This window comes from Pseudomonas sp. P5_B3 (assembly GCF_056400405.1).
Genome location: NZ_JBFULI010000031.1, coordinates 52,052 through 69,271 on the forward strand (window position 1 = coordinate 52,052; position 17,220 = coordinate 69,271).

General features: G+C 60.0%; 19 protein-coding genes. 1 reads left to right on the forward strand and 18 read right to left on the reverse strand.

The genetic code is table 11. The annotated features are described in order from the left end of the window. Nucleotides 1-26: 26 nt before the first annotated feature. Entirely contained in the window at nt 27-1,472 is a 1,446-nt protein-coding gene (locus tag AC1DRN_RS18690; protein WP_411740707.1) for an RHS repeat-associated core domain-containing protein, read from the forward strand. 96 nt (nt 1,473-1,568) lie between these two features. On the opposite strand, the gene flhB is transcribed toward AC1DRN_RS18690, so the two are convergent. The 18 genes from flhB to fliE all read right to left on the reverse strand — a co-directional run bounded on the left by flhB (nt 1,569) and on the right by fliE (nt 16,840). Next, entirely contained in the window at nt 1,569-2,708 is a 1,140-nt protein-coding gene (gene flhB / locus AC1DRN_RS18695) for a flagellar biosynthesis protein FlhB (RefSeq protein WP_223461385.1), read from the reverse strand. A 3-nt stretch (nt 2,709-2,711) separates the two neighbouring features. Beyond that, on the reverse strand, nt 2,712-3,494 hold the full coding sequence (gene fliR / locus AC1DRN_RS18700) for a flagellar biosynthetic protein FliR (RefSeq protein ID WP_223461383.1): 783 nt from the start codon (nt 3,492-3,494) through the stop codon (nt 2,712-2,714). Nucleotides 3,495-3,497: 3 nt separating this feature from the next. Further along, on the reverse strand, nt 3,498-3,767 hold the full coding sequence (fliQ, locus tag AC1DRN_RS18705; protein WP_007983364.1) for a flagellar biosynthesis protein FliQ: 270 nt from the start codon (nt 3,765-3,767) through the stop codon (nt 3,498-3,500). Continuing rightward, a complete protein-coding gene (fliP, locus tag AC1DRN_RS18710) occupies nt 3,764-4,522 on the reverse strand; it encodes a flagellar type III secretion system pore protein FliP (protein WP_090324267.1) in 759 nt (252 codons plus the stop codon). Before fliP ends, fliQ begins: the two co-directional genes overlap by 4 nt. Further along, nucleotides 4,522-4,965, reverse strand: coding sequence for a flagellar biosynthetic protein FliO (gene fliO / locus AC1DRN_RS18715; RefSeq protein ID WP_223461381.1), 444 nt, complete (start codon nt 4,963-4,965; stop codon nt 4,522-4,524). Before fliO ends, fliP begins: the two co-directional genes overlap by 1 nt. Beyond that, nucleotides 4,966-5,412, reverse strand: coding sequence for a flagellar motor switch protein FliN (fliN, locus tag AC1DRN_RS18720; RefSeq protein WP_223461379.1), 447 nt, complete (start codon nt 5,410-5,412; stop codon nt 4,966-4,968). A gap of 66 nt (nt 5,413-5,478) precedes the next feature. Next, nucleotides 5,479-6,447 carry a flagellar motor switch protein FliM gene (gene fliM / locus AC1DRN_RS18725; protein WP_057398369.1) on the reverse strand — a complete coding sequence of 323 codons (969 nt, stop codon included), beginning with the start codon at nt 6,445-6,447 and terminating at the stop codon, nt 5,479-5,481. Nucleotides 6,448-6,456: 9 nt separating this feature from the next. Further along, nucleotides 6,457-6,960 (reverse strand): flagellar basal body-associated protein FliL, encoded by a 504-nt coding sequence (gene fliL, locus AC1DRN_RS18730; protein WP_223461377.1) that lies wholly within the window; start codon nt 6,958-6,960, stop codon nt 6,457-6,459. Nucleotides 6,961-7,145: 185 nt separating this feature from the next. Continuing rightward, nucleotides 7,146-8,510 carry a flagellar hook-length control protein FliK gene (locus AC1DRN_RS18735; protein ID WP_223461375.1) on the reverse strand — a complete coding sequence of 455 codons (1,365 nt, stop codon included), beginning with the start codon at nt 8,508-8,510 and terminating at the stop codon, nt 7,146-7,148. A gap of 99 nt (nt 8,511-8,609) precedes the next feature. Then, nucleotides 8,610-8,960: an Hpt domain-containing protein gene (locus tag AC1DRN_RS18740; protein WP_223461373.1), complete on the reverse strand. Its 351-nt coding sequence runs from the start codon at nt 8,958-8,960 to the stop codon at nt 8,610-8,612. A gap of 30 nt (nt 8,961-8,990) precedes the next feature. Beyond that, nucleotides 8,991-10,697, reverse strand: a complete 1,707-nt coding sequence (locus AC1DRN_RS18745; protein ID WP_223461371.1) for an ATP-binding SpoIIE family protein phosphatase — start codon at nt 10,695-10,697, stop codon at nt 8,991-8,993. Nucleotides 10,698-10,702: 5 nt separating this feature from the next. Further along, nucleotides 10,703-11,002, reverse strand: a complete 300-nt coding sequence (locus tag AC1DRN_RS18750) for an STAS domain-containing protein (protein ID WP_223461369.1) — start codon at nt 11,000-11,002, stop codon at nt 10,703-10,705. 89 nt (nt 11,003-11,091) lie between these two features. Further along, complete coding sequence (fliJ, locus tag AC1DRN_RS18755; RefSeq protein WP_223461367.1) at nt 11,092-11,541, reverse strand: flagellar export protein FliJ; 450 nt, start codon at nt 11,539-11,541, stop codon at nt 11,092-11,094. A gap of 6 nt (nt 11,542-11,547) precedes the next feature. Beyond that, a complete protein-coding gene (fliI, locus tag AC1DRN_RS18760; RefSeq protein ID WP_223461365.1) occupies nt 11,548-12,906 on the reverse strand; it encodes a flagellar protein export ATPase FliI in 1,359 nt (452 codons plus the stop codon). After that, nucleotides 12,896-13,693 (reverse strand): flagellar assembly protein FliH, encoded by a 798-nt coding sequence (fliH, locus tag AC1DRN_RS18765; protein ID WP_223461362.1) that lies wholly within the window; start codon nt 13,691-13,693, stop codon nt 12,896-12,898. The genes fliI and fliH overlap by 11 nt, the downstream gene beginning before the upstream one ends. A 4-nt stretch (nt 13,694-13,697) precedes the next feature. Then, on the reverse strand, nt 13,698-14,717 hold the full coding sequence (fliG, locus tag AC1DRN_RS18770) for a flagellar motor switch protein FliG (RefSeq protein WP_007983391.1): 1,020 nt from the start codon (nt 14,715-14,717) through the stop codon (nt 13,698-13,700). Beyond that, a complete protein-coding gene (fliF, locus tag AC1DRN_RS18775) occupies nt 14,710-16,497 on the reverse strand; it encodes a flagellar basal-body MS-ring/collar protein FliF (protein ID WP_223461360.1) in 1,788 nt (595 codons plus the stop codon). Before fliF ends, fliG begins: the two co-directional genes overlap by 8 nt. Before the next feature lie 16 nt (nt 16,498-16,513). Next, a complete protein-coding gene (gene fliE, locus AC1DRN_RS18780) occupies nt 16,514-16,840 on the reverse strand; it encodes a flagellar hook-basal body complex protein FliE (RefSeq protein WP_116263161.1) in 327 nt (108 codons plus the stop codon). Nucleotides 16,841-17,220 lie beyond the last annotated feature (380 nt).

A 17,220-nucleotide genomic window follows, 5' to 3' on the forward strand; every position in this document is an offset into this window, starting at 1 on the left:
AAGAAGTTATGGTGTCACCTGGGCTGATGCCTTGGCAGGCAAGCCCTGCCCTCAAACTTGCGTCGAATGCAGATTTTGCGTTCACCCCCGATCCTGTGGGAGCCGGGCTTGCCCGCGATGAGGCCGGTACTGTCAGCACACATCTCAAGCACCCACCCCAAGCCATCGAAATGCACACATCCCGCTGGGTCGCGCAGCGCCCCCAAAACCGACGACCGCGTCCTATCAGGCCAACCAACCCGCTGATCTACGACTGCTGCGCAGCCGAACGAGAGCAAGCCCTCGCCACAATCGATCGTTGTCCCAGAGCTTTCCGGCACGACAAATACATGGAAAACCTAGCAGTTCTGCTAGTACCCAACCCATGCCAAACCGCCAATACTGAGCTTCCGCACTTCGGACCTTCGGAGCAACCTCCCATGACATCGCCGCGCGAGACCGTACTCTGCCAATACCACTACGACCCTCTTGATCGACTGACCAGCCACGCACTGCCAGATACCCCCGAGCGCCAGCGCTTTTACTGCAAAAGCAGGTTGGCTACCGAGGTACAGGGGGCGATGCGCTACTCGATCGTTCAGCACGGTGATCAGTTGTTGGCGCAGCAGCGAAGTGAGGGTGATATACCCGATACCAAGCTACTGGTCACCGATCAGCAGCGCTCGGTGTTACAGACGCTCAAGGCGGATCGTCCAACTCAACCCATTGCCTATTCACCCTATGGCCATCGCCCTGACGAGAACGGGCTACTCAGCCTGCTTGGTTTCAACGGTGAACGGCCGGATCCGGTGACCGGGCATTATTTGCTGGGGAATGGGTATCGGGCGTTTAATCCGGTTTTGATGCGGTTTAACAGTCCGGATAGTTGGAGTCCGTTTGGGAGAGGTGGATTGAATTCGTATGCATATTGCCTGGGGGATCCGATCAACCGTCACGATCGAAATGGGCACACCCCGTATTCTTTCATGACTGCCATCCCAACTTATTTAAAGAAATCAATATTACATAAAATACAAAATAGCGTTTCACTATCAAAACTGCCTAAAAAAATGCGCTATAAAAGCGAGCTCATAAAGAAGCAAGTCGCCGAAAAAATACAGACATCAACCAGAGAAGGAGCCCTATTGGAGAAAGCCGTAAAAGACTCTGGCGATATCAAGCCATTAACATTTACAACAGATCCAAAACTTTCCACAGCCCAATATTTTCAGCATCAAAAACAGGGAGTCTCATTCGACAAGAATGGTATCCCCAATCCCAAAACCTCCATAACGATGACCAACGCTCTAGGACAGGAAACGTTACGCACCGATTTCTTCGATGATAGTTTCAGTTTCTTTCACCATCAAGCCCAAGGTAACGGACCAGAACCTTATAAAACGATTATGAGTGAAGCCGCAGGTAAGACTTTAATCAGAAGAGCACAATACATTCGAGATCACGCACTTCGAAACTATCAAGACCCATCATAATGACAGGAAAAAATTTCGCCCCCTTCGGCAACTCCAGATGCACGTATTACTTGTAGAAGCTGTCGAAGGCCGCGATCTTTCCAGCGCTTAATCGCATCAGGAATCCCGCCGCAAATCCGGCGGAATCGGCAGATCATCCTTGAGCGGATCCGGTCGCTTGCCCTTACCCGCCCGGTACTGTCGGATCTGATAAACGTAAGCCAGCACCTGCGCAACCGCGAGATACAGCCCACCGGGAATTTCCTGCTCAAGCTCGGTGGAGTAATAAATCGACCGCGCCAGCGCCGGGGACTCCAGCAGCAAAATCTCATTGGCCGCTGCGATCTCACGGATCTTCAGGGCCAGGAAGTCGCTACCCTTGGCCAGCAATACCGGCGCATTGCCCTTTTCCGGGTCGTACTTGAGGGCCACGGCGTAGTGCGTCGGGTTGGTGATGACCACGTCGGCCTCGGGAATGGCGGCCATCATCCGCCGCTGGGACATCTCGCGCTGCAGCTGCCTGATCCGCTGCTTGACCTCCGGCCGCCCCTCCTGGTCCTTGTGCTCGTCGCGCACCTCCTGCTTGGTCATCAGCAGTTTCTTGTGGCTTTCCCAGAGCTGCACCGGCACATCCACCACAGCGATCAGGATCAGCCCGCACGCCATCCACAAGGTGCTCCAGCCCACCACTTGCAGACTGTGAATGATCGCCATGTCCAAGGGCTCATGGGCGATGCGCAGCAGGTCATCGATGTCCGATGACAACACCGCCAGCGCCACGAACAGGATGATGATGAACTTGGCCAGGGCCTTGAGCAGTTCGATCAGCGACTTGGTCGAGAACATGCGCTTGAGGCCGGGACCGGGGTTCAAGCGACTGAATTTGGGCGCCATGGAGCTCGCCGCGAACAGCCAGCCACCCAGGGAAATCGGACCGATGATGGCGGCCAGCACCAAGGTGATCATCACCGGCTGGATCGACCACAGGGCAATTTGCCCCGAACGCATCAGGTAGGTGGCCATGTAGCGCTGATCCAGAATCACTTCCCGCGGCAGCGAGAAGTTGATGCGCATCAGCTCCATCATGTCCTGCGCCATGGCGCCGCCAAAAATCAGCAACGCCGAGGCACCGACCAGCATGATCGCCAGGGTGTTGAGCTCCTTGGAGCGGGCTACCTCCCCCTTCTCACGGGAGTCCTGCTTGCGCTTCTCCGTGGGGTCTTCTGTTTTGTCCTGACCGCTTTCGCTCTCGGCCATGACTCAGCTCGCCCGCGCCATTTCGCGTAACAACTGCAAGGCTTCGGTGGCCAGCGGTTGATACTGGTTGAGAATGTCCGCCAGCCCGACCCAGACGATGAACAGCCCAAGCACCAGGATCAGCGGGAAGCCGACAGAAAAAATATTCAGTTGCGGCGCCGCCCGGGTCATGACGCCAAACGCGATGTTGACCACCAGCAACGCGGTGATCGCCGGCAGCACCAGCAACAACGCCGAACCGAGCACCCAGCCGAGCTTGCCGGCGAGTTCCCAGTAGTGATTGACCATCAGGCCACCACCCACCGGCAGCGTGGTGAAACTCTCGGTGAGGATCTCGAACACCACCAGATGACCGTTCATGGACAGGAACAGCAGCGTCACCAGCATGGTGAAAAACTGCCCGATCACCGCCGTCGACACACCGTTGGCCGGGTCGATCATGGAAGCGAAGCCCATACCCATCTGGATGGCGACGATTTGCCCGGCCACCACAAAGGCCTGGAAGAACAGCTGCAAGGAGAAGCCCATCACCGCACCGATGAGAATCTGCTCGGCAATCAGCAGCAACCCGCTCAGATCCAGGGCATTCACCGGCGGCATCGGCGGCAGGCCCGGCGCGATGACCACGGTAATGGCCAAGGCGAAATACAGGCGGATGCGCCGGGGCAGCAGGGTCGTGCCGAACACCGGCATGACCATCAGCAAGGAGCCGACGCGAAACAGCGGCAACATGAACGTCGCCACCCAGGTGCTGATCTGCGTATCGGTCAGCGCAAGCAGTGACATGGTTTAGCCGATGACCTGAGGAATACTGCCGTACAACTGCAGGATGTAGTCCATGAAGGTCTGCACCATCCATGGACCGCCGACGATCAGCGTCACCAGCATCACCAGCAGGCGCGGCAGGAAGCTCAGGGTCTGTTCGTTGATCTGGGTGGCAGCCTGGAACATCGCCACCAGCAGGCCCACCAGCAAACTCGGAATCACCAGGATCGCCACCATCATGGTGGTCAGCCACAGCGCTTCGCGAAAGATGTCGACCGCTACTTCCGGCGTCATGGCGAGACACCGCCGAAGCTGCTGGCCAGTGTGCCGATGATCAGCGCCCAGCCATCCACCAGCACGAACAACATGATCTTGAACGGCAGGGAAATGATCAGCGGCGAGAGCATCATCATACCCATGGCCATCAACACACTCGCCACGACCAGGTCGATGATCAGGAACGGAATGAAGATCATGAAGCCGATCTGGAAAGCCGTTTTCAGCTCGGAGGTCACGAAGGCCGGTACCAGGATAGTCAGCGGCGCCTGATCCGGCGTCGCAATGTCAGTGCGCTTGGACAGGCGCATGAACAGCTCCAGATCGCTGGTGCGGGTCTGGGCGAGCATGAAGTCCTTGATCGGCACCTGCGCCTTGGCGACCGCATCCTGAGCCGTCAGTTTTTCCGCCAGATACGGCTGCAAGGCGTCCTGGTTCACCCGGTCGAACACCGGCGCCATGATGAACAGGGTCAGGAACAGCGCCATGCCGGTGAGGATCTGGTTCGACGGCGTCTGCTGCAGGCCCAGGGCCTGGCGCAGGATCGAGAAGACAATGATGATCCGGGTGAAGCTGGTCATCAGCATGACAAACGCCGGGATAAAACTCAGCGCGGTCATGATCAGCAGGATTTGCAGGCTGACCGAGTATTCCTGCGCACCCTGCGCATTGGTGCCCAGGGTAATGGCCGGGATCGACAGCGGATCGGCGGCGAATGCCAGTGGCGCGGCCAGCATCAGGGCCAGCGTCAAGACGATGCGTAGCGCACCCATTACTTCTTATCCTTCTGATCTTTACCCAGCATCTCCAACAGGCGCTGGGCAAATTCCGGCGTCGGCTTCTCGGTACTCGGCACTTGCACCGGCTCCTTGAGCACGTGCAGCGCAGCAATGTTGCCGGGGCTCAGGCCCAACAGAATCTGCTCGTTGCCGACCTGCACCAGCATCAGCCGGTCGCGCGGCCCCAGCGCGCGGGAGCCGACAATCTCGATCACCTGCCCCTTGCCGGCCGGACCGGCCTGCTGGACCCGCCGCAGCAACCAGGCGAGGAGAAAGATCAGCCCCAGCACCAGCAGCAAGCCGAACACCAGCTGCGTCAGCTGGCCAGCCACACCACTGCTCACCGCTGGCGCAGCGGCGGTAGCAGCTGTCGCAACCGGCTCGGCCGCCAGCACGCTGAACGGCATCGCCAGCACAAACCCAAGAACCTTTTTCACTCAGCGCAGCTTCTTGATGCGTTCGCTTGGGCTGATCACGTCCGTCAGGCGGATGCCGAACTTCTCGTTGACCACCACCACTTCGCCGTGGGCGATGAGCGTGCCATTGACCAGCACGTCCAGCGGCTCGCCGGCCAGGCGATCGAGCTCGATCACCGAACCCTGGTTGAGTTGCAACAGGTTGCGGATGTTGATGTCGGTGCTGCCCACTTCCATGGAAATCGACACCGGGATATCGAGGATTACGTCCAGGTTCGGACCGTCGAGGGTGACCGGATCGTTGTTTTTCGGCACGCTGCCGAACTCTTCCATTGGCAGGCGGTTGGACGCGGAGCTGCCGGAATCGGCGGCCAGCAAAGCGTCGATGTCAGCCTGCCCGGCATCGCCGGTTTCTTCCAGGGCCGCAGCCCATTCATCGGCCAGTGCCTGATCGTCCTGCGTGTTCATATTGTCAGTGTCCTCGGCGAGCAAAAATTCAGAATTCGGTTAATCGCGAATGGGTTCTAGCGCCGGTCAACGGCGCTCGATCGGCTCGATCACTTGCAATGCCAGGTTGCCCTTGTGCGAGCCCATCTTGACCTTGAAGGCCGGCACGCCGTTGGCGCGCATGATCATTTCTTCCGGCATCTCGACCGGGATCACATCCCCCGGCTGCATGTGCAGGATGTCGCGCAGGCGCAACTGACGACGGGCCACCGTCGCCCCGATTGGCACGTCGACGTCCAGCACGTCCTGGCGCAGGGCGTTGACCCAGCGCTCGTCCTGGTCGTCGAGGTCCGACTGGAAGCCGGCGTCGAGCATTTCGCGCACCGGTTCGATCATCGAGTACGGCATGGTCACGTGCAGGTCGCCGCCACCGCCATCGAGTTCGATGTGGAAGGTCGACACCACAATGGCCTCGCTCGGGCCGACGATGTTGGCCATGGCCGGATTCACTTCCGAGTTGATGTACTCGAAATTGACTTCCATGATCGCCTGCCAGGCTTCCTTCAGATCGACGAACGCCTGCTCCAGCACCATGCGCACCACACGCAGTTCGGTCGGGGTGAATTCACGCCCTTCGATCTTGGCGTGCCGGCCGTCGCCGCCGAAGAAGTTGTCCACCAGCTTGAACACCAGTTTGGCGTCGAGGATGAACAGCGCGGTGCCGCGCAGGGGTTTGATCTTGACCAGGTTGAGACTGGTCGGCACGTACAGCGAGTGCACGTATTCGCCGAACTTCATCACCTGCACGCCGCCGACCGCCACGTCCGCCGAGCGACGCAGCATGTTGAACATGCTGATGCGGGTATAGCGGGCGAAACGCTCGTTGATCATTTCCAGGGTCGGCATGCGTCCACGGACGATGCGATCCTGGCTGGTCAGGTCATAGCTTTTGACGGTGCCGGGTTCGGCAGCGTTTTCGGTCTGTACCAGACCATCGTCGACGCCATGCAACAGCGCGTCGATCTCATCCTGGGACAGCAGGTCCTGCACGGCCATGTCGTGTTCCTACTGCAGTACGAAATTAGTGAAAAGCAACTGTTCGATCACCACTTTGCCGAGCTCTTTCTGCGCCACTTCCTGGACGCTGGCGGTGGCTTTCTGCCGCAGCATTTCCTGGCCGACCGGCGACGCGAGAGTCGCGAAGTCCTGCCCGGAAAACAGCATCACCAGGTTATTGCGGATCACCGGCATGTGGACCTTGAGCGCCTCCAGATCCGCCTGGTTACGCGCGAGCATGGTGATGCTTACTTGCATGTAGCGCTGGCGACCGTTCTGGTTGAAGTTGGCCACGAAAGCCGGCGCCATCGCCTCGAAAATCGCGGGCTGTTTGCCGACGGGAGCGATTTGCGCCTCGGCGGCGGCAGGCTTGCTCTGAGCGCTGTGCATGAAGTACCAGGTCGCCCCCACGGACACACCGATCGCCAGCAGCAGGGCCACCACGATCACGATAATCAGCTTGAGTTTGCCTTTGGTTGCGGGGTCTTTTACTGCTGCGTCGCTCTTCGCCATGCCAATAATCCGTCACTAATCGGGTTTTCACAGTCGCACGGCAAGGCAAGAGCAAGTGTTATGCCATGTAGGAGCGAGCCTGCTCGCGAAGAATTCAAGAGCGCCGCGTTTAGCCAGTAAACACGCGTTATCGTTAACGATCATCGCGAGCAAGCTCGCTCCCACAGGGTCAGGTATTGTGTTCGTCAGGCGTAGTAATCGACCGCGCTGGAGCCGATCACGCTGATKGTATTGGCAGCCACTTCAGCGACGCCCGGGGTCATGTCGTCATCCGTTGAATCGAGGCGACCGCCGCTGGCGCTGGTCTTCCCGCTCTGGCTTTGCCGGGCCTGTTCCTGCCCTTGCTGCGAACCACGGGACTGGTCCGAAACGTTGACATCGACCTGCCCCATGCCCTGCTGCGCGAACATGTCGCGCAAGCGATGGACCTGGCCATCCAGCGCCTCACGGACACCCGGATGCGCACTCATGAACGTGACCTGGGTCTGTTGATCGGGAACCATGTTCACCCGAATGTCCAGGCGCCCGAGCTCAGCGGGCTGCAACTGGATGTCCGCGGCCTTGAGATTGGCGCTGGACAGGTACATGACCCGGTTCACCACCTCTTCGGTCCAGCCGCTCTGGTGCATGGCGATCGGCTGGTTCACCGGCAAGGCATTGGCTGTCTTCGGTGTGGCCGCCTGGGTCAGCGCGGCCAGACGGTTGGCGAAATCATCGACACGGGTGTCGCTGCTGGCGGACTTGAGATCCTTCAGGCCGTCATCGATCAAGCCGCTGAAAGCCTTGTCGTCCCCTTGGTTGGTGCTGTTCTTGTCGGCCTGAACATCCAGCAGAGTCGCCATGCCGGCGGCAAAGTTCTGCGCCGGTGTCAGCTCACCGTCAGCCTGGGCTTGCGCCTGTGTCGGAGCAGCCTTGGGCTGCGCCTGGCTGGAAGCCGAAACGTGACCGCTCTGTTCCATTGCCAGGCGCACCGCCGGCAATGCATCGAGCGGATCAGCCTGCGGATCGAAATCGCCGTCAGCAGCAGCCTGTGCCGGCGTGGCTGTTACGGTGATTGCTGCGGCAACCGGCGCGCCAACCGTTGGCGGCACAATGTTGGCCACGGCAGGTGTTGCCGGCGCCGGCGCAGTTACTACTGGCTGTACGGCTTGCTGCAACGAGGGATCAAGCGCCGGATCGAGCGGTACGGCATCGACGATCAGCGCCGGCTCGGCATCTGACGCATCATCGTCGACAGACTTGTCGTCAGCCTGCACCGGCGTGTCGGCAGGCAAGGATTTGCCGCCATCGGCAACCACCGGCTCCCCGGCGGCAGACTTGTCGTCGCCAGCGTCTTTTTCTCCGGCGGCATCGGAGCTTTTTTCGCGACTCGGCTTGACCGAGGTATCCGCCGACGCATTAGGCTTGCTCTGGGCCTGATTGGCATAGACATGAGCGAAGCTTGCGGCCTTGTCCCCGGGCTCAGCGGTCTGCGCCGGAGGATTGGCGCAGGCGGCCTGAGTCTTGGCCTGCCTGGAGGCCTGAAGCAGAATATTGGGGGTAACGGGCATGAAACGGTCTCCGCTGCACGGGGCTCGTAAGTACAGTTGGAGAGTTAACTGCAAAGGTCGAGCCAGTTTCACTCGAAGGAGACCAAATGAAGCGCATGCTCAGATTTTCGCCGCGCAACGCTGTCGTTCAGCTTCGTAAAGAGGCCGGATGCCGGCGAATTCGTGGTCGATTTCGCCGACCAGCTCCTGAATGCCAGCCCATGGCGAGCTTCTGGCCTGCTGTTCAAGCCGATGGCATAGTTCGGCCAGCCTGACCGCGCCCATATTGCTGCTGCTGCCCTTGAAGCTATGGGCGGTTGCAACGAGCAATGCAGTACTGTCAGCCGTTCGCAAGGCGTTCAGGCGCTCTTCGGAGTCCGCAAGAAAGATATCCAGCAAATCGGGATAGCCCTCTTCCATCACTTCCTGTAACGCACTCAGCACGCTGCGATCCACATGTTTGTCGTCCACTTGCTCACTCCTTGATCAAGAATGCGCGGATTACTGCGCAGCCTTCCAGATAAACTCCACGTTTGCACTTCGACCATCGTCGGTCCAGCGGGCATTACGCCCCAACTGGCGGATCAGACTGACTCCACGTCCCGACAGGCGGATGTCATCCACAGGTCTTTTCATCACCCTCTCGACATCGAAACCCTTGCCGCTGTCTTCGATGCGAATGGTCAGGCAACCGCCGTCCTCTGTTGGCGCCACCTGCAAATGCAACCGTACATAGCCTTCCTGAAGTTCGTCCAGCCGGGTATTGCGTTGCTGATAATAACGCGCAAAACCCGTCGCATCGCGCTTGAGGCTCGAGTCCAGCCCCAGCACGCCGTGCTCCAGCGCGTTGGAATAGAGTTCCGCCAGCACACTGTAGAGCGCACCGCTCTGGGCCCGCAGACCATGCACCTCAAGCAGCAACTGCAACAGATAGGGCAACGGATTGAAGCGCTTGAGCGTGGCGGCGCGAAACTCGAAGCTCACCGACCAGTCCAGCGGGCACGACTGGCCGCTGTCGGAGTAGACCAACGCCGGCGCAGCGACCTGCGTCGGCTCCAGCAAGCTGATTTCAACCATGCTGACATCGTCGCGCGCTTCTGCGCCAAACTGTCGCAGCGCCCGCTCGATCTCTTCGAACAGCGCATCTGGATGCCGATTGGCGGCAAACACCTGCTGCAATCGCTGCACGCCAAACAACTGGTCATTGGCGTCGCAGGTGTCGATCACCCCATCGGACAACAGGAAAACCCGATCCCCGAGCGCCATGGGAAACACCTCGGTGCGCTCATCGAAGGATTCCGGGCTCAGCACACCCAAAGGCAGATGCCGCGCCGGCAGAGGCGTTCGCTCGCCACTGGCAATGCAATGCAGATAACCGTCGGGCATTCCGCCGTTCCAAACCTCCACCGAACGACGCTGAAAACTCAAGCACAGCAACGTGGCACAGCAAAACATGTCCACCGGCAGGATGCGCTTGAGCTTGGCATTCATCTCGCGCAGGGTTTCCGCCAGGCCATAGCCCTTGGCGGTCATTCCGTAGAAGACTTCGGCCAGGGGCATGGCACCCACCGCCGCCGGCAGACCGTGGCCGGTGAAGTCGCCCAGCAGCACGTGCATGTCTCCGGCCGGGGTGAACGCGGCCAGTAACAGGTCGCCGTTGAACAGTGCATAGGGTGATTGCAGATAACGGATATTCGCTGCGGCATTCAGGCAGCCGGAGTGCGCCACCTTGTCAAAAACAGCCTTGGCCACACGCTGCTCGTTGAGCAGGTAGTCGTGGTGCCGGGCGATCTGATCACGCTGTTGCAGCACGGTGTCCTGCAAGCGCCGCAAGCGATCCATCGCCTTGATCTTGGCGGCGAGAATCACCTGGTTGTAGGGCTTCGCCAGAAAGTCGTCACCGCCGACTTCCAGGCAACGGGCCAGGGCTTCGCTTTCGGACAACGAGGTGAGGAAGATGATCGGCACCAGGGTTTCCCCGGCCAGGATCTTGATTTGCCGGGCCGCCTCAAAGCCGTCCATCACTGGCATCATCGCGTCCATCAACACCAGGTGCGGTTGTTGCTGGCGAAATGCGTCGACCGCTTCGGCGCCGTTGGCCGCCGTCAGCACATCGTGCCCCTGGCGGCGCAGGATGCTCGACAACAGCAGGCGATCGGCGGCGCTGTCCTCGGCAATCAGAATGGTCAGCGGCTCCAGTGGCTGCATGGCAATCAACTGATGTCGAACAGTTTGTCGAAGTTGGAGATGGCGAGGATTTTGCGCACGTCGGTACTGCTGTTGACGACGCGCACATCGGAGTCGTCGCCACCGGCGTGATCGCGCAGCAAAAGCAGCATGCCCAGAGCCGAGCTGTCGAGGTAAGTGGCGTCTTTCAGGTCGACCACAACCGCCGATATCTCTTTATCTTCGTAAGACTGACGAAATTCCTGATGCTTGGCGAAATCGAATCGTCCTTTGACCGATATCGTCAACTTTTGCCCATCAGGGGACACTTCGGTAACGACTGACATTCAATGGCTTCCTTGTCTTTGGAGAACGTTTAGAAGGTTTAGCACCAGCTGTGGATGGGGGCAAGCCTACCTGTTTTTCGAAAGCACGCTCAATAGGGGTTCTCGCGCGGCAAGCGCTGGGACAATTCATCCAGCAATTTCTGTTCGCGCCGGTCTTCAAGCGCCCGCGCCTCATCGGCATAGCGCTGAACCAGCTTGCGCAAACCCTCGACTCGGGCAAACGCCTGCTGCCAGGTTTCCCGGGCCTTGTTCAGGTTGTTTTGATGCCAGGCCAGGCTTTGCCGCTGCTGGTCGATGGCCGTGCCCAATTGCGCGAGAAAGCCCTGATAGCCCAGCAACCATTGACCCGAGACACCACCGCTGCCGCGTACGATCCATTGTTCCTGATAGTCGAGATGGAAGGCTTCAAGGTCGGCGAGTTTACTTTGCGCCAGACGAACCTGCCCTTGAAAGTGCCCCAGGCGCTGGACCGCGGTTTTCTCGGCCTTCTCGGCCATTTCCACCACCGGTGCCAGCCTTCCCGCCCGACTCAGGGCCATGACCGCTTAACCGCCTGCCGCGGGCGCGAAGATCGAGGCGAGATACGCTTCGCTTTCGCCCAGGCTGATGCTGTCATTGAGCCCCTGACGCAGGTATTTGACCAATTGCGGTTGCAGGGAAATCGCCAGATCGGTTTCCCGGTCACCGCCGGCGACATAGGCACCGACGCTGATCAGGTCGCGGCTCTGCTGATAACGCGACCACAACTGCTTGAAATACTGCGCGCGGGCCATGTGTTCCGGTGACACCACCGCCGGCATCACCCGGCTGATGGACGCTTCGATATCGATGGCCGGGTAATGCCCCTCTTCGGCCAGGCGCCGCGACAGCACGATGTGCCCGTCGAGCACGCCCCGTGCCGAGTCAGCAATCGGATCCTGCTGGTCATCGCCTTCGGACAGCACGGTGTAGAACGCGGTGATCGAACCACCGCCTTTCTCCGCATTACCAGCCCGCTCCACCAGTTTCGGCAGCTTGGCGAATACCGACGGCGGATAGCCCTTGGTCGCCGGAGGTTCGCCGATGGCCAGGGCGATTTCCCGCTGGGCCTGGGCGAACCGGGTCAGCGAATCCATCAGCAACAGGACATTCTTGCCCTTGTCGCGAAAATACTCGGCGATTCGCGTGCAATACATGGCGGCGCGCAAACGCATCAGCGGCGCATCGTCCGCCGGGGACGCCACCACCACTGAACGCTTGAGCCCTTCTTCACCGAGGATGTGCTCGATGAACTCTTTAACTTCACGACCCCGCTCACCGATCAGCCCGACGACGATGATGTCGGCCTCGGTGAAGCGCGTCATCATTCCCAGCAACACCGATTTACCGACACCGGTACCGGCAAACAGCCCGAGCCGTTGACCGCGCCCGACCGTCAACATGCCGTTGATGCAACGGATACCCACGTCCAGCGGTTCGCTGATCGGTTCGCGCTTGAGCGGGTTGATGGTCGGGCCATCCATTGGCACCCAGTCTTCGGCCTTCATCCCGCCCTTGCCGTCCAGTGCACGGCCGGCGCCATCCAGCACCCGCCCGAGCATGCTCATGCCCATCGGCAAACGCCCGGTATCGGACAAGGGAACTACGCGGGCGCCAGGTGCGATACCGGCGACGCTGCCGACTGGCATCAGAAAGACTTTACTGCCGGAGAAGCCCATCACTTCGGCTTCAACCTGTACCGGGTGATAGCTGTCGTCGTTGATGACCATGCAGCGGCTGCCCATGGCGGCGCGCAGGCCTTCGGCTTCGAGGGTCAGACCGACCATGCGCAGCAAGCGGCCTTCAAGGATCGGCGCACCGGCAAGCGTAGTCGCCTCGGCGTAACTGCCCAGGCGCCTGGCGAAGCTGGTGCGCTCAAGGCGCATCAGGTGCATCCGTTTCTGGCGCGGCAGCAGGCTTGCTGTCGACCGGCAGTTCCAGGCTCAAGTCCGGTGCGGTCGGGTGCAAGGACTGTTCGTGCAACTGGTCGAACAGCTTGTCCATCACCTGCGCAATGCGGGTTTCGACTGTGGCGTCGATGCGGCTGTGTTCGGTCTCGACCCGGCAACCGCCGGGCAACAACGATTCGTCCTCGACGATGCGCCAGGTCTCTTCATGGCGTTCGCGCAGGGCTTTGACCTGTTCGAAATCCTGCGGATTGATGTACAACCGCACATTGCCCACGCCCAACGGCAAGAGCTTTAGAGCCTCGCGCATGACGTGTTCGATTTGCGTGGAGTCGATGGCCAGTTCGCGCTGAATTACCTGTTTGGTGATGTGCTGCACGAGGTCGACCAGGGATTTTTCGATCTGGGTGTCCTGCTCGGCGATGGGCTCGAACAGATGCGCCATCAGCTGTTCCAGCCCCGCGATCTTCGCAGAAAGTGCCACTTCGGCTTCCTGACGAACCTTGAGCGTGGTGCTGTGGAAACCTTCCTTCTCTCCCACCGCGAAACCTTCGTTGTAGGCTTCCTGGCGAATGCTTTCGAGCTCTTCAAGGGTCAGTGGCTGGACTTCCTCCAGCGGCACTTCCTCCATTTCCGGCGGTTCGGGTTCAGGCGTTGGTTCAGGCTCGGGCTCCGGCGGGTCGAAACTGGGCAACGCCCAGGACTCGAAGCCACCGACATCCCTGGCCCGGATCAGGTCAGTGGGTGCATCATCATTCTTGACCATGGCGTTAGATCATTTCCTCGCCGCCCTTGCCGCCGAGAACGATTTCTCCGGCTTCGGCCATACGGCGGGCGATGGTGAGGATTTCCTTCTGCGCGGTTTCCACGTCGCTGACGCGTACCGGGCCCTTGGCTTCCAGATCGTCGCGCAACAATTCGGCGGCACGCTTGGACATGTTCTTGAAGATCTTCTCCTTGACGCCTTCGTCCGATCCCTTGAGGGCCAGCACCAGCACGTCGGAGGACACCTCGCGGAGCAGCGCCTGGATCCCGCGGTCGTCGACATCGGCCAGGTTGTTGAAGACGAACATGAGGTCTTCGATCTGACCGGACAGGTCTTCGTCGACTTCGCGGATCGAGTCCATGAGCTGGCCTTCGATCGAGCTGTCGAGGAAGTTCATGATGTCCGCCGCACGCTTGATGCCACCCAGGGTGGTGCGCGAGGCGTTCGAGTTGCCGGAGAACTGCTTCTCGAGAATCTGGTTGAGTTCTTTCAGGGCCGCTGGCTGTACGGTGTTCAGCGAGGAGACTCGCAGGATGATGTCCAGTCGCACCTTGTGGTCGAAGTTGCCGAGCACTTCACCGGCCTGGTCCGGATCAAGGTACGCCACCACGATCGCCTGAATCTGCGGGTGTTCGTAGCGGATCACGTCGGCGACGGCGCGCGGCTCCATCCACTTCAGGCTGTCGAGGCCGCTGGTGTTGCCACCGAGCAGGATGCGGTCGATCAGGCCGTTGGCCTTGTCTTCGCCCAGGGCCTGGGTGAGCATTTTGCGCACATAGTCGTCGGAGCCGACGCCCAGGCTGGTCTGGTCGCCGACGATATCGACGAACTCGCTCATCACCTGCTCGACCTGCTCGCGGTGCACATTACCCATCTGGGCCATGGCCACGCCCACGCGCTGAACCTCTTTGGGACCCATGTGACGCAGCACCTGCGCAGCATCGGTGGAGCCCAGGGACAGCAACAGGATTGCAGCTTTGTCGACCTTGGACAGTTTGGCGGCAACGGCTCGGTTATCACTCATCTGCGTTAATCCACTCTTTCACGACCTGGGCCACACGCCCCGGGTCTTCTGCCACCAGACTCTTGATTGCGTTCAACTGAGCGTCATAGCCTTCGCTCGGGCTCGGCAGCAGAATGCTGGTTGGGCCACCGAGGCTGACACGGTCGTTGGCCAGTTCGCCATCCAGACCGCCCATGCCTCCCAGCTCGATGTCGCTACCAATACCGGCCAGCTGCTTGCCTTTGCCGCCACCGGTGATGTTGTTGAGCACCGGACGCAGCACACCGAACACCAGCACCAGAATGAACAGCACACCCAGCACTTGCTTGACGATGTCCCAGAACCACGGCTGGGAATAGAACGGAATATCGGTAATCACTTCACCGCGCTCGGCGGAGAACGGCATGTTGATCACACTGACGCTGTCACCACGGCTGGCATCGAAGCCGACCGCATCCTGAACCAGGCGAGTGAAGCGTGCCAATTCATCGGCGCTCCAAGGCGCACGGGTAGTTTCGCCATTGGCCGGGTTGATCTTGACCTGGTCATCGACCACCACCGACACCGACAGGCGATTCAATCGGCCCTGCTGCTGCTTGGTATGACTGATGGAACGGTCGAGTTCGAAGTTCTTGGTCGATTGCTGACGCTTGTCCGCAGGGTACGGTGCGAGCATCGGCTGACCGGTGGCCGGGTCCATGATTTGCTGGCCGTTGGCATCGATCAGCGGCTGACCTGGCTGCACCATGCCGGCCGACGCAGTGGCGCCACCGGTGGTTTGCGGCGCGGAGGCCGGCGACGGCGGCTGGTTGCTCAATGCACCCGGCACACCTTGCGGACCGTTGCTGGCGGTACGCTGTTCGTTGACCGACTGCTCGCTACGCAACGCCGGTTGATCCGGGTTGAATTGCTCGGAAGTCGACTCGACCGCACTGAAGTCCACATCCGCGGACACTTCGGCTTTATAGCGATCGTTGCCCAGCACCGGCTGCAGGATGTTGTGTACGCGCTGGGTGAGCATGCTTTCCATGCGACGGCTGTAGTCGAATTGCTTGCCGGCCATGGTCAGTTCGGAGTTTTCCGCCTGATCCGAGAGCAGGTTGCCCTTCTGGTCGACCACGGTGATCTGCGACTTGCTGAGCTCGGGAACGCTGGTCGCCACCAGGTTGATGATGGCCACGACCTGGCCGGGTTCGAGGGAGCGACCGGAATAGAGTTCAACCAACACCGAAGCACTCGGCTTGCGCTCGTCGCGCACGAACACCGAACTTTTCGGGATCGCCAGGTGCACGCGGGCACCCTTGACGTTGTTCAGGCTGGAAATGGTCCGGGCCAGTTCGCCTTCGAGGCCGCGACGGTAGCGGGTCGCTTCCATGAACTGGCTGGTGCCCAGCCCCTGTTCCTTGTCGAGGATTTCGAAACCGATGTTGCCGTCGCTGGGAGTGACACCAGCGGCCGCGAGCTTGAGCCGCGCACGGGAGAGGTCATCGGCCTTGACCAGCAAGGCACCGGAATTGGGTTCGACGGTGTACGGGATATCGGCGGAGGCCAGGGTTTCCATGACCTGCTTGGCGTCCATGCCGGCAAGGCTGCCGTACAGAGGCCGGTAGTCCGGCTGCTGGGACCACAACACCACGGCAAAACCAATCGCCACGCTCGCTGCCAGGCCGACCAGCAGGCCCACCTGACGCAACATGGTCATCTCGGAGAGGTTTTCCAGGAAGGACAACCCGAACAGCGGCGGCTTGCCGTCTATTAGAGTGGCCTTGGCCGGAACATTATCGGCGACTGCTTCTGCCATGACTCAATCTCGTCCTTTAAACCGGCATCTGCATGATGTCTTGGTAAGCCTGAACCAGCTTGTTGCGCACCTGGGTCAACGCTTGGAATGAAACGCTGGCCTTCTGCGAGGAAATCATCACGTCTGTGAGGTCGACGCCGCTTTTGCCGATTTCGAAGGCGCTGGCCAACTGAGTGGAAGCCTGTTGGGTGTCGTTCACTTTATTGACGGCCTGGCCGAGCATGTCGGAAAAGCTGCTGCCCGCCACTTCAGGGACGGCAGCCGACTTCGGCGCAGACATGGCATCCATTTGCATGGCGCGCATGTCCAGCATCAACCGATTGAATTCAATACCTTGGCTCATGGTTTCTCTCTTTGACGACCCGCAATTTTTTGACACTCACTCGGCGGGTAATGAGGTGTTAGCAACAAGGGTGCCAGCTCCATGGCCTTGTTTCACAAAAGCCCTTCCTTACGCCCCCCTCCTGTAGGAGCGAGCCTGCTCGCGATGGTCGTGAACGATATTGCGGGGCGGCAGGATAAGCGCGACAGCCTTGAGTCCATCGCGAGCAGGCTCGCTCCTACAGGAGGGGGGCGTAAGGAAGGGCTTTTGTGAAACAAGGCCATGGAGCTGGCACCCTTGTTGCTAACACCTCATTACCCGCCGAGTGAGTGTCAAAAAATTGCGGGTCGTCAAAGAGAGAAACCATGAGCCAAGGTATTGAATTCAATCGGTTGATGCTG

Coding starts and splice junctions, on each gene's coding strand:
- AC1DRN_RS18690 (WP_411740707.1), top strand. CDS start 27: ATGCCTTGGCAGGCAAGCCCTGCCCTCAAACTTGCGTCGAATGCAGAT.
- flhB (WP_223461385.1), bottom strand. CDS start 2,708: ATGGCCGAGAGCGAAAGCGGTCAGGACAAAACAGAAGACCCCACGGAG.
- fliR (WP_223461383.1), bottom strand. CDS start 3,494: ATGTCACTGCTTGCGCTGACCGATACGCAGATCAGCACCTGGGTGGCG.
- fliQ (WP_007983364.1), bottom strand. CDS start 3,767: ATGACGCCGGAAGTAGCGGTCGACATCTTTCGCGAAGCGCTGTGGCTG.
- fliP (WP_090324267.1), bottom strand. CDS start 4,522: ATGGGTGCGCTACGCATCGTCTTGACGCTGGCCCTGATGCTGGCCGCG.
- fliN (WP_223461379.1), bottom strand. CDS start 5,412: ATGAACACGCAGGACGATCAGGCACTGGCCGATGAATGGGCTGCGGCC.
- fliM (WP_057398369.1), bottom strand. CDS start 6,447: ATGGCCGTGCAGGACCTGCTGTCCCAGGATGAGATCGACGCGCTGTTG.
- fliL (WP_223461377.1), bottom strand. CDS start 6,960: ATGGCGAAGAGCGACGCAGCAGTAAAAGACCCCGCAACCAAAGGCAAA.
- AC1DRN_RS18745 (WP_223461371.1), bottom strand. CDS start 10,697: ATGCAGCCACTGGAGCCGCTGACCATTCTGATTGCCGAGGACAGCGCC.
- AC1DRN_RS18750 (WP_223461369.1), bottom strand. CDS start 11,002: ATGTCAGTCGTTACCGAAGTGTCCCCTGATGGGCAAAAGTTGACGATA.
- fliJ (WP_223461367.1), bottom strand. CDS start 11,541: ATGGCCCTGAGTCGGGCGGGAAGGCTGGCACCGGTGGTGGAAATGGCC.
- fliI (WP_223461365.1), bottom strand. CDS start 12,906: ATGCGCCTTGAGCGCACCAGCTTCGCCAGGCGCCTGGGCAGTTACGCC.
- fliH (WP_223461362.1), bottom strand. CDS start 13,693: ATGGTCAAGAATGATGATGCACCCACTGACCTGATCCGGGCCAGGGAT.
- fliG (WP_007983391.1), bottom strand. CDS start 14,717: ATGAGTGATAACCGAGCCGTTGCCGCCAAACTGTCCAAGGTCGACAAA.
- fliF (WP_223461360.1), bottom strand. CDS start 16,497: ATGGCAGAAGCAGTCGCCGATAATGTTCCGGCCAAGGCCACTCTAATA.
- fliE (WP_116263161.1), bottom strand. CDS start 16,840: ATGAGCCAAGGTATTGAATTCAATCGGTTGATGCTGGACATGCGCGCC.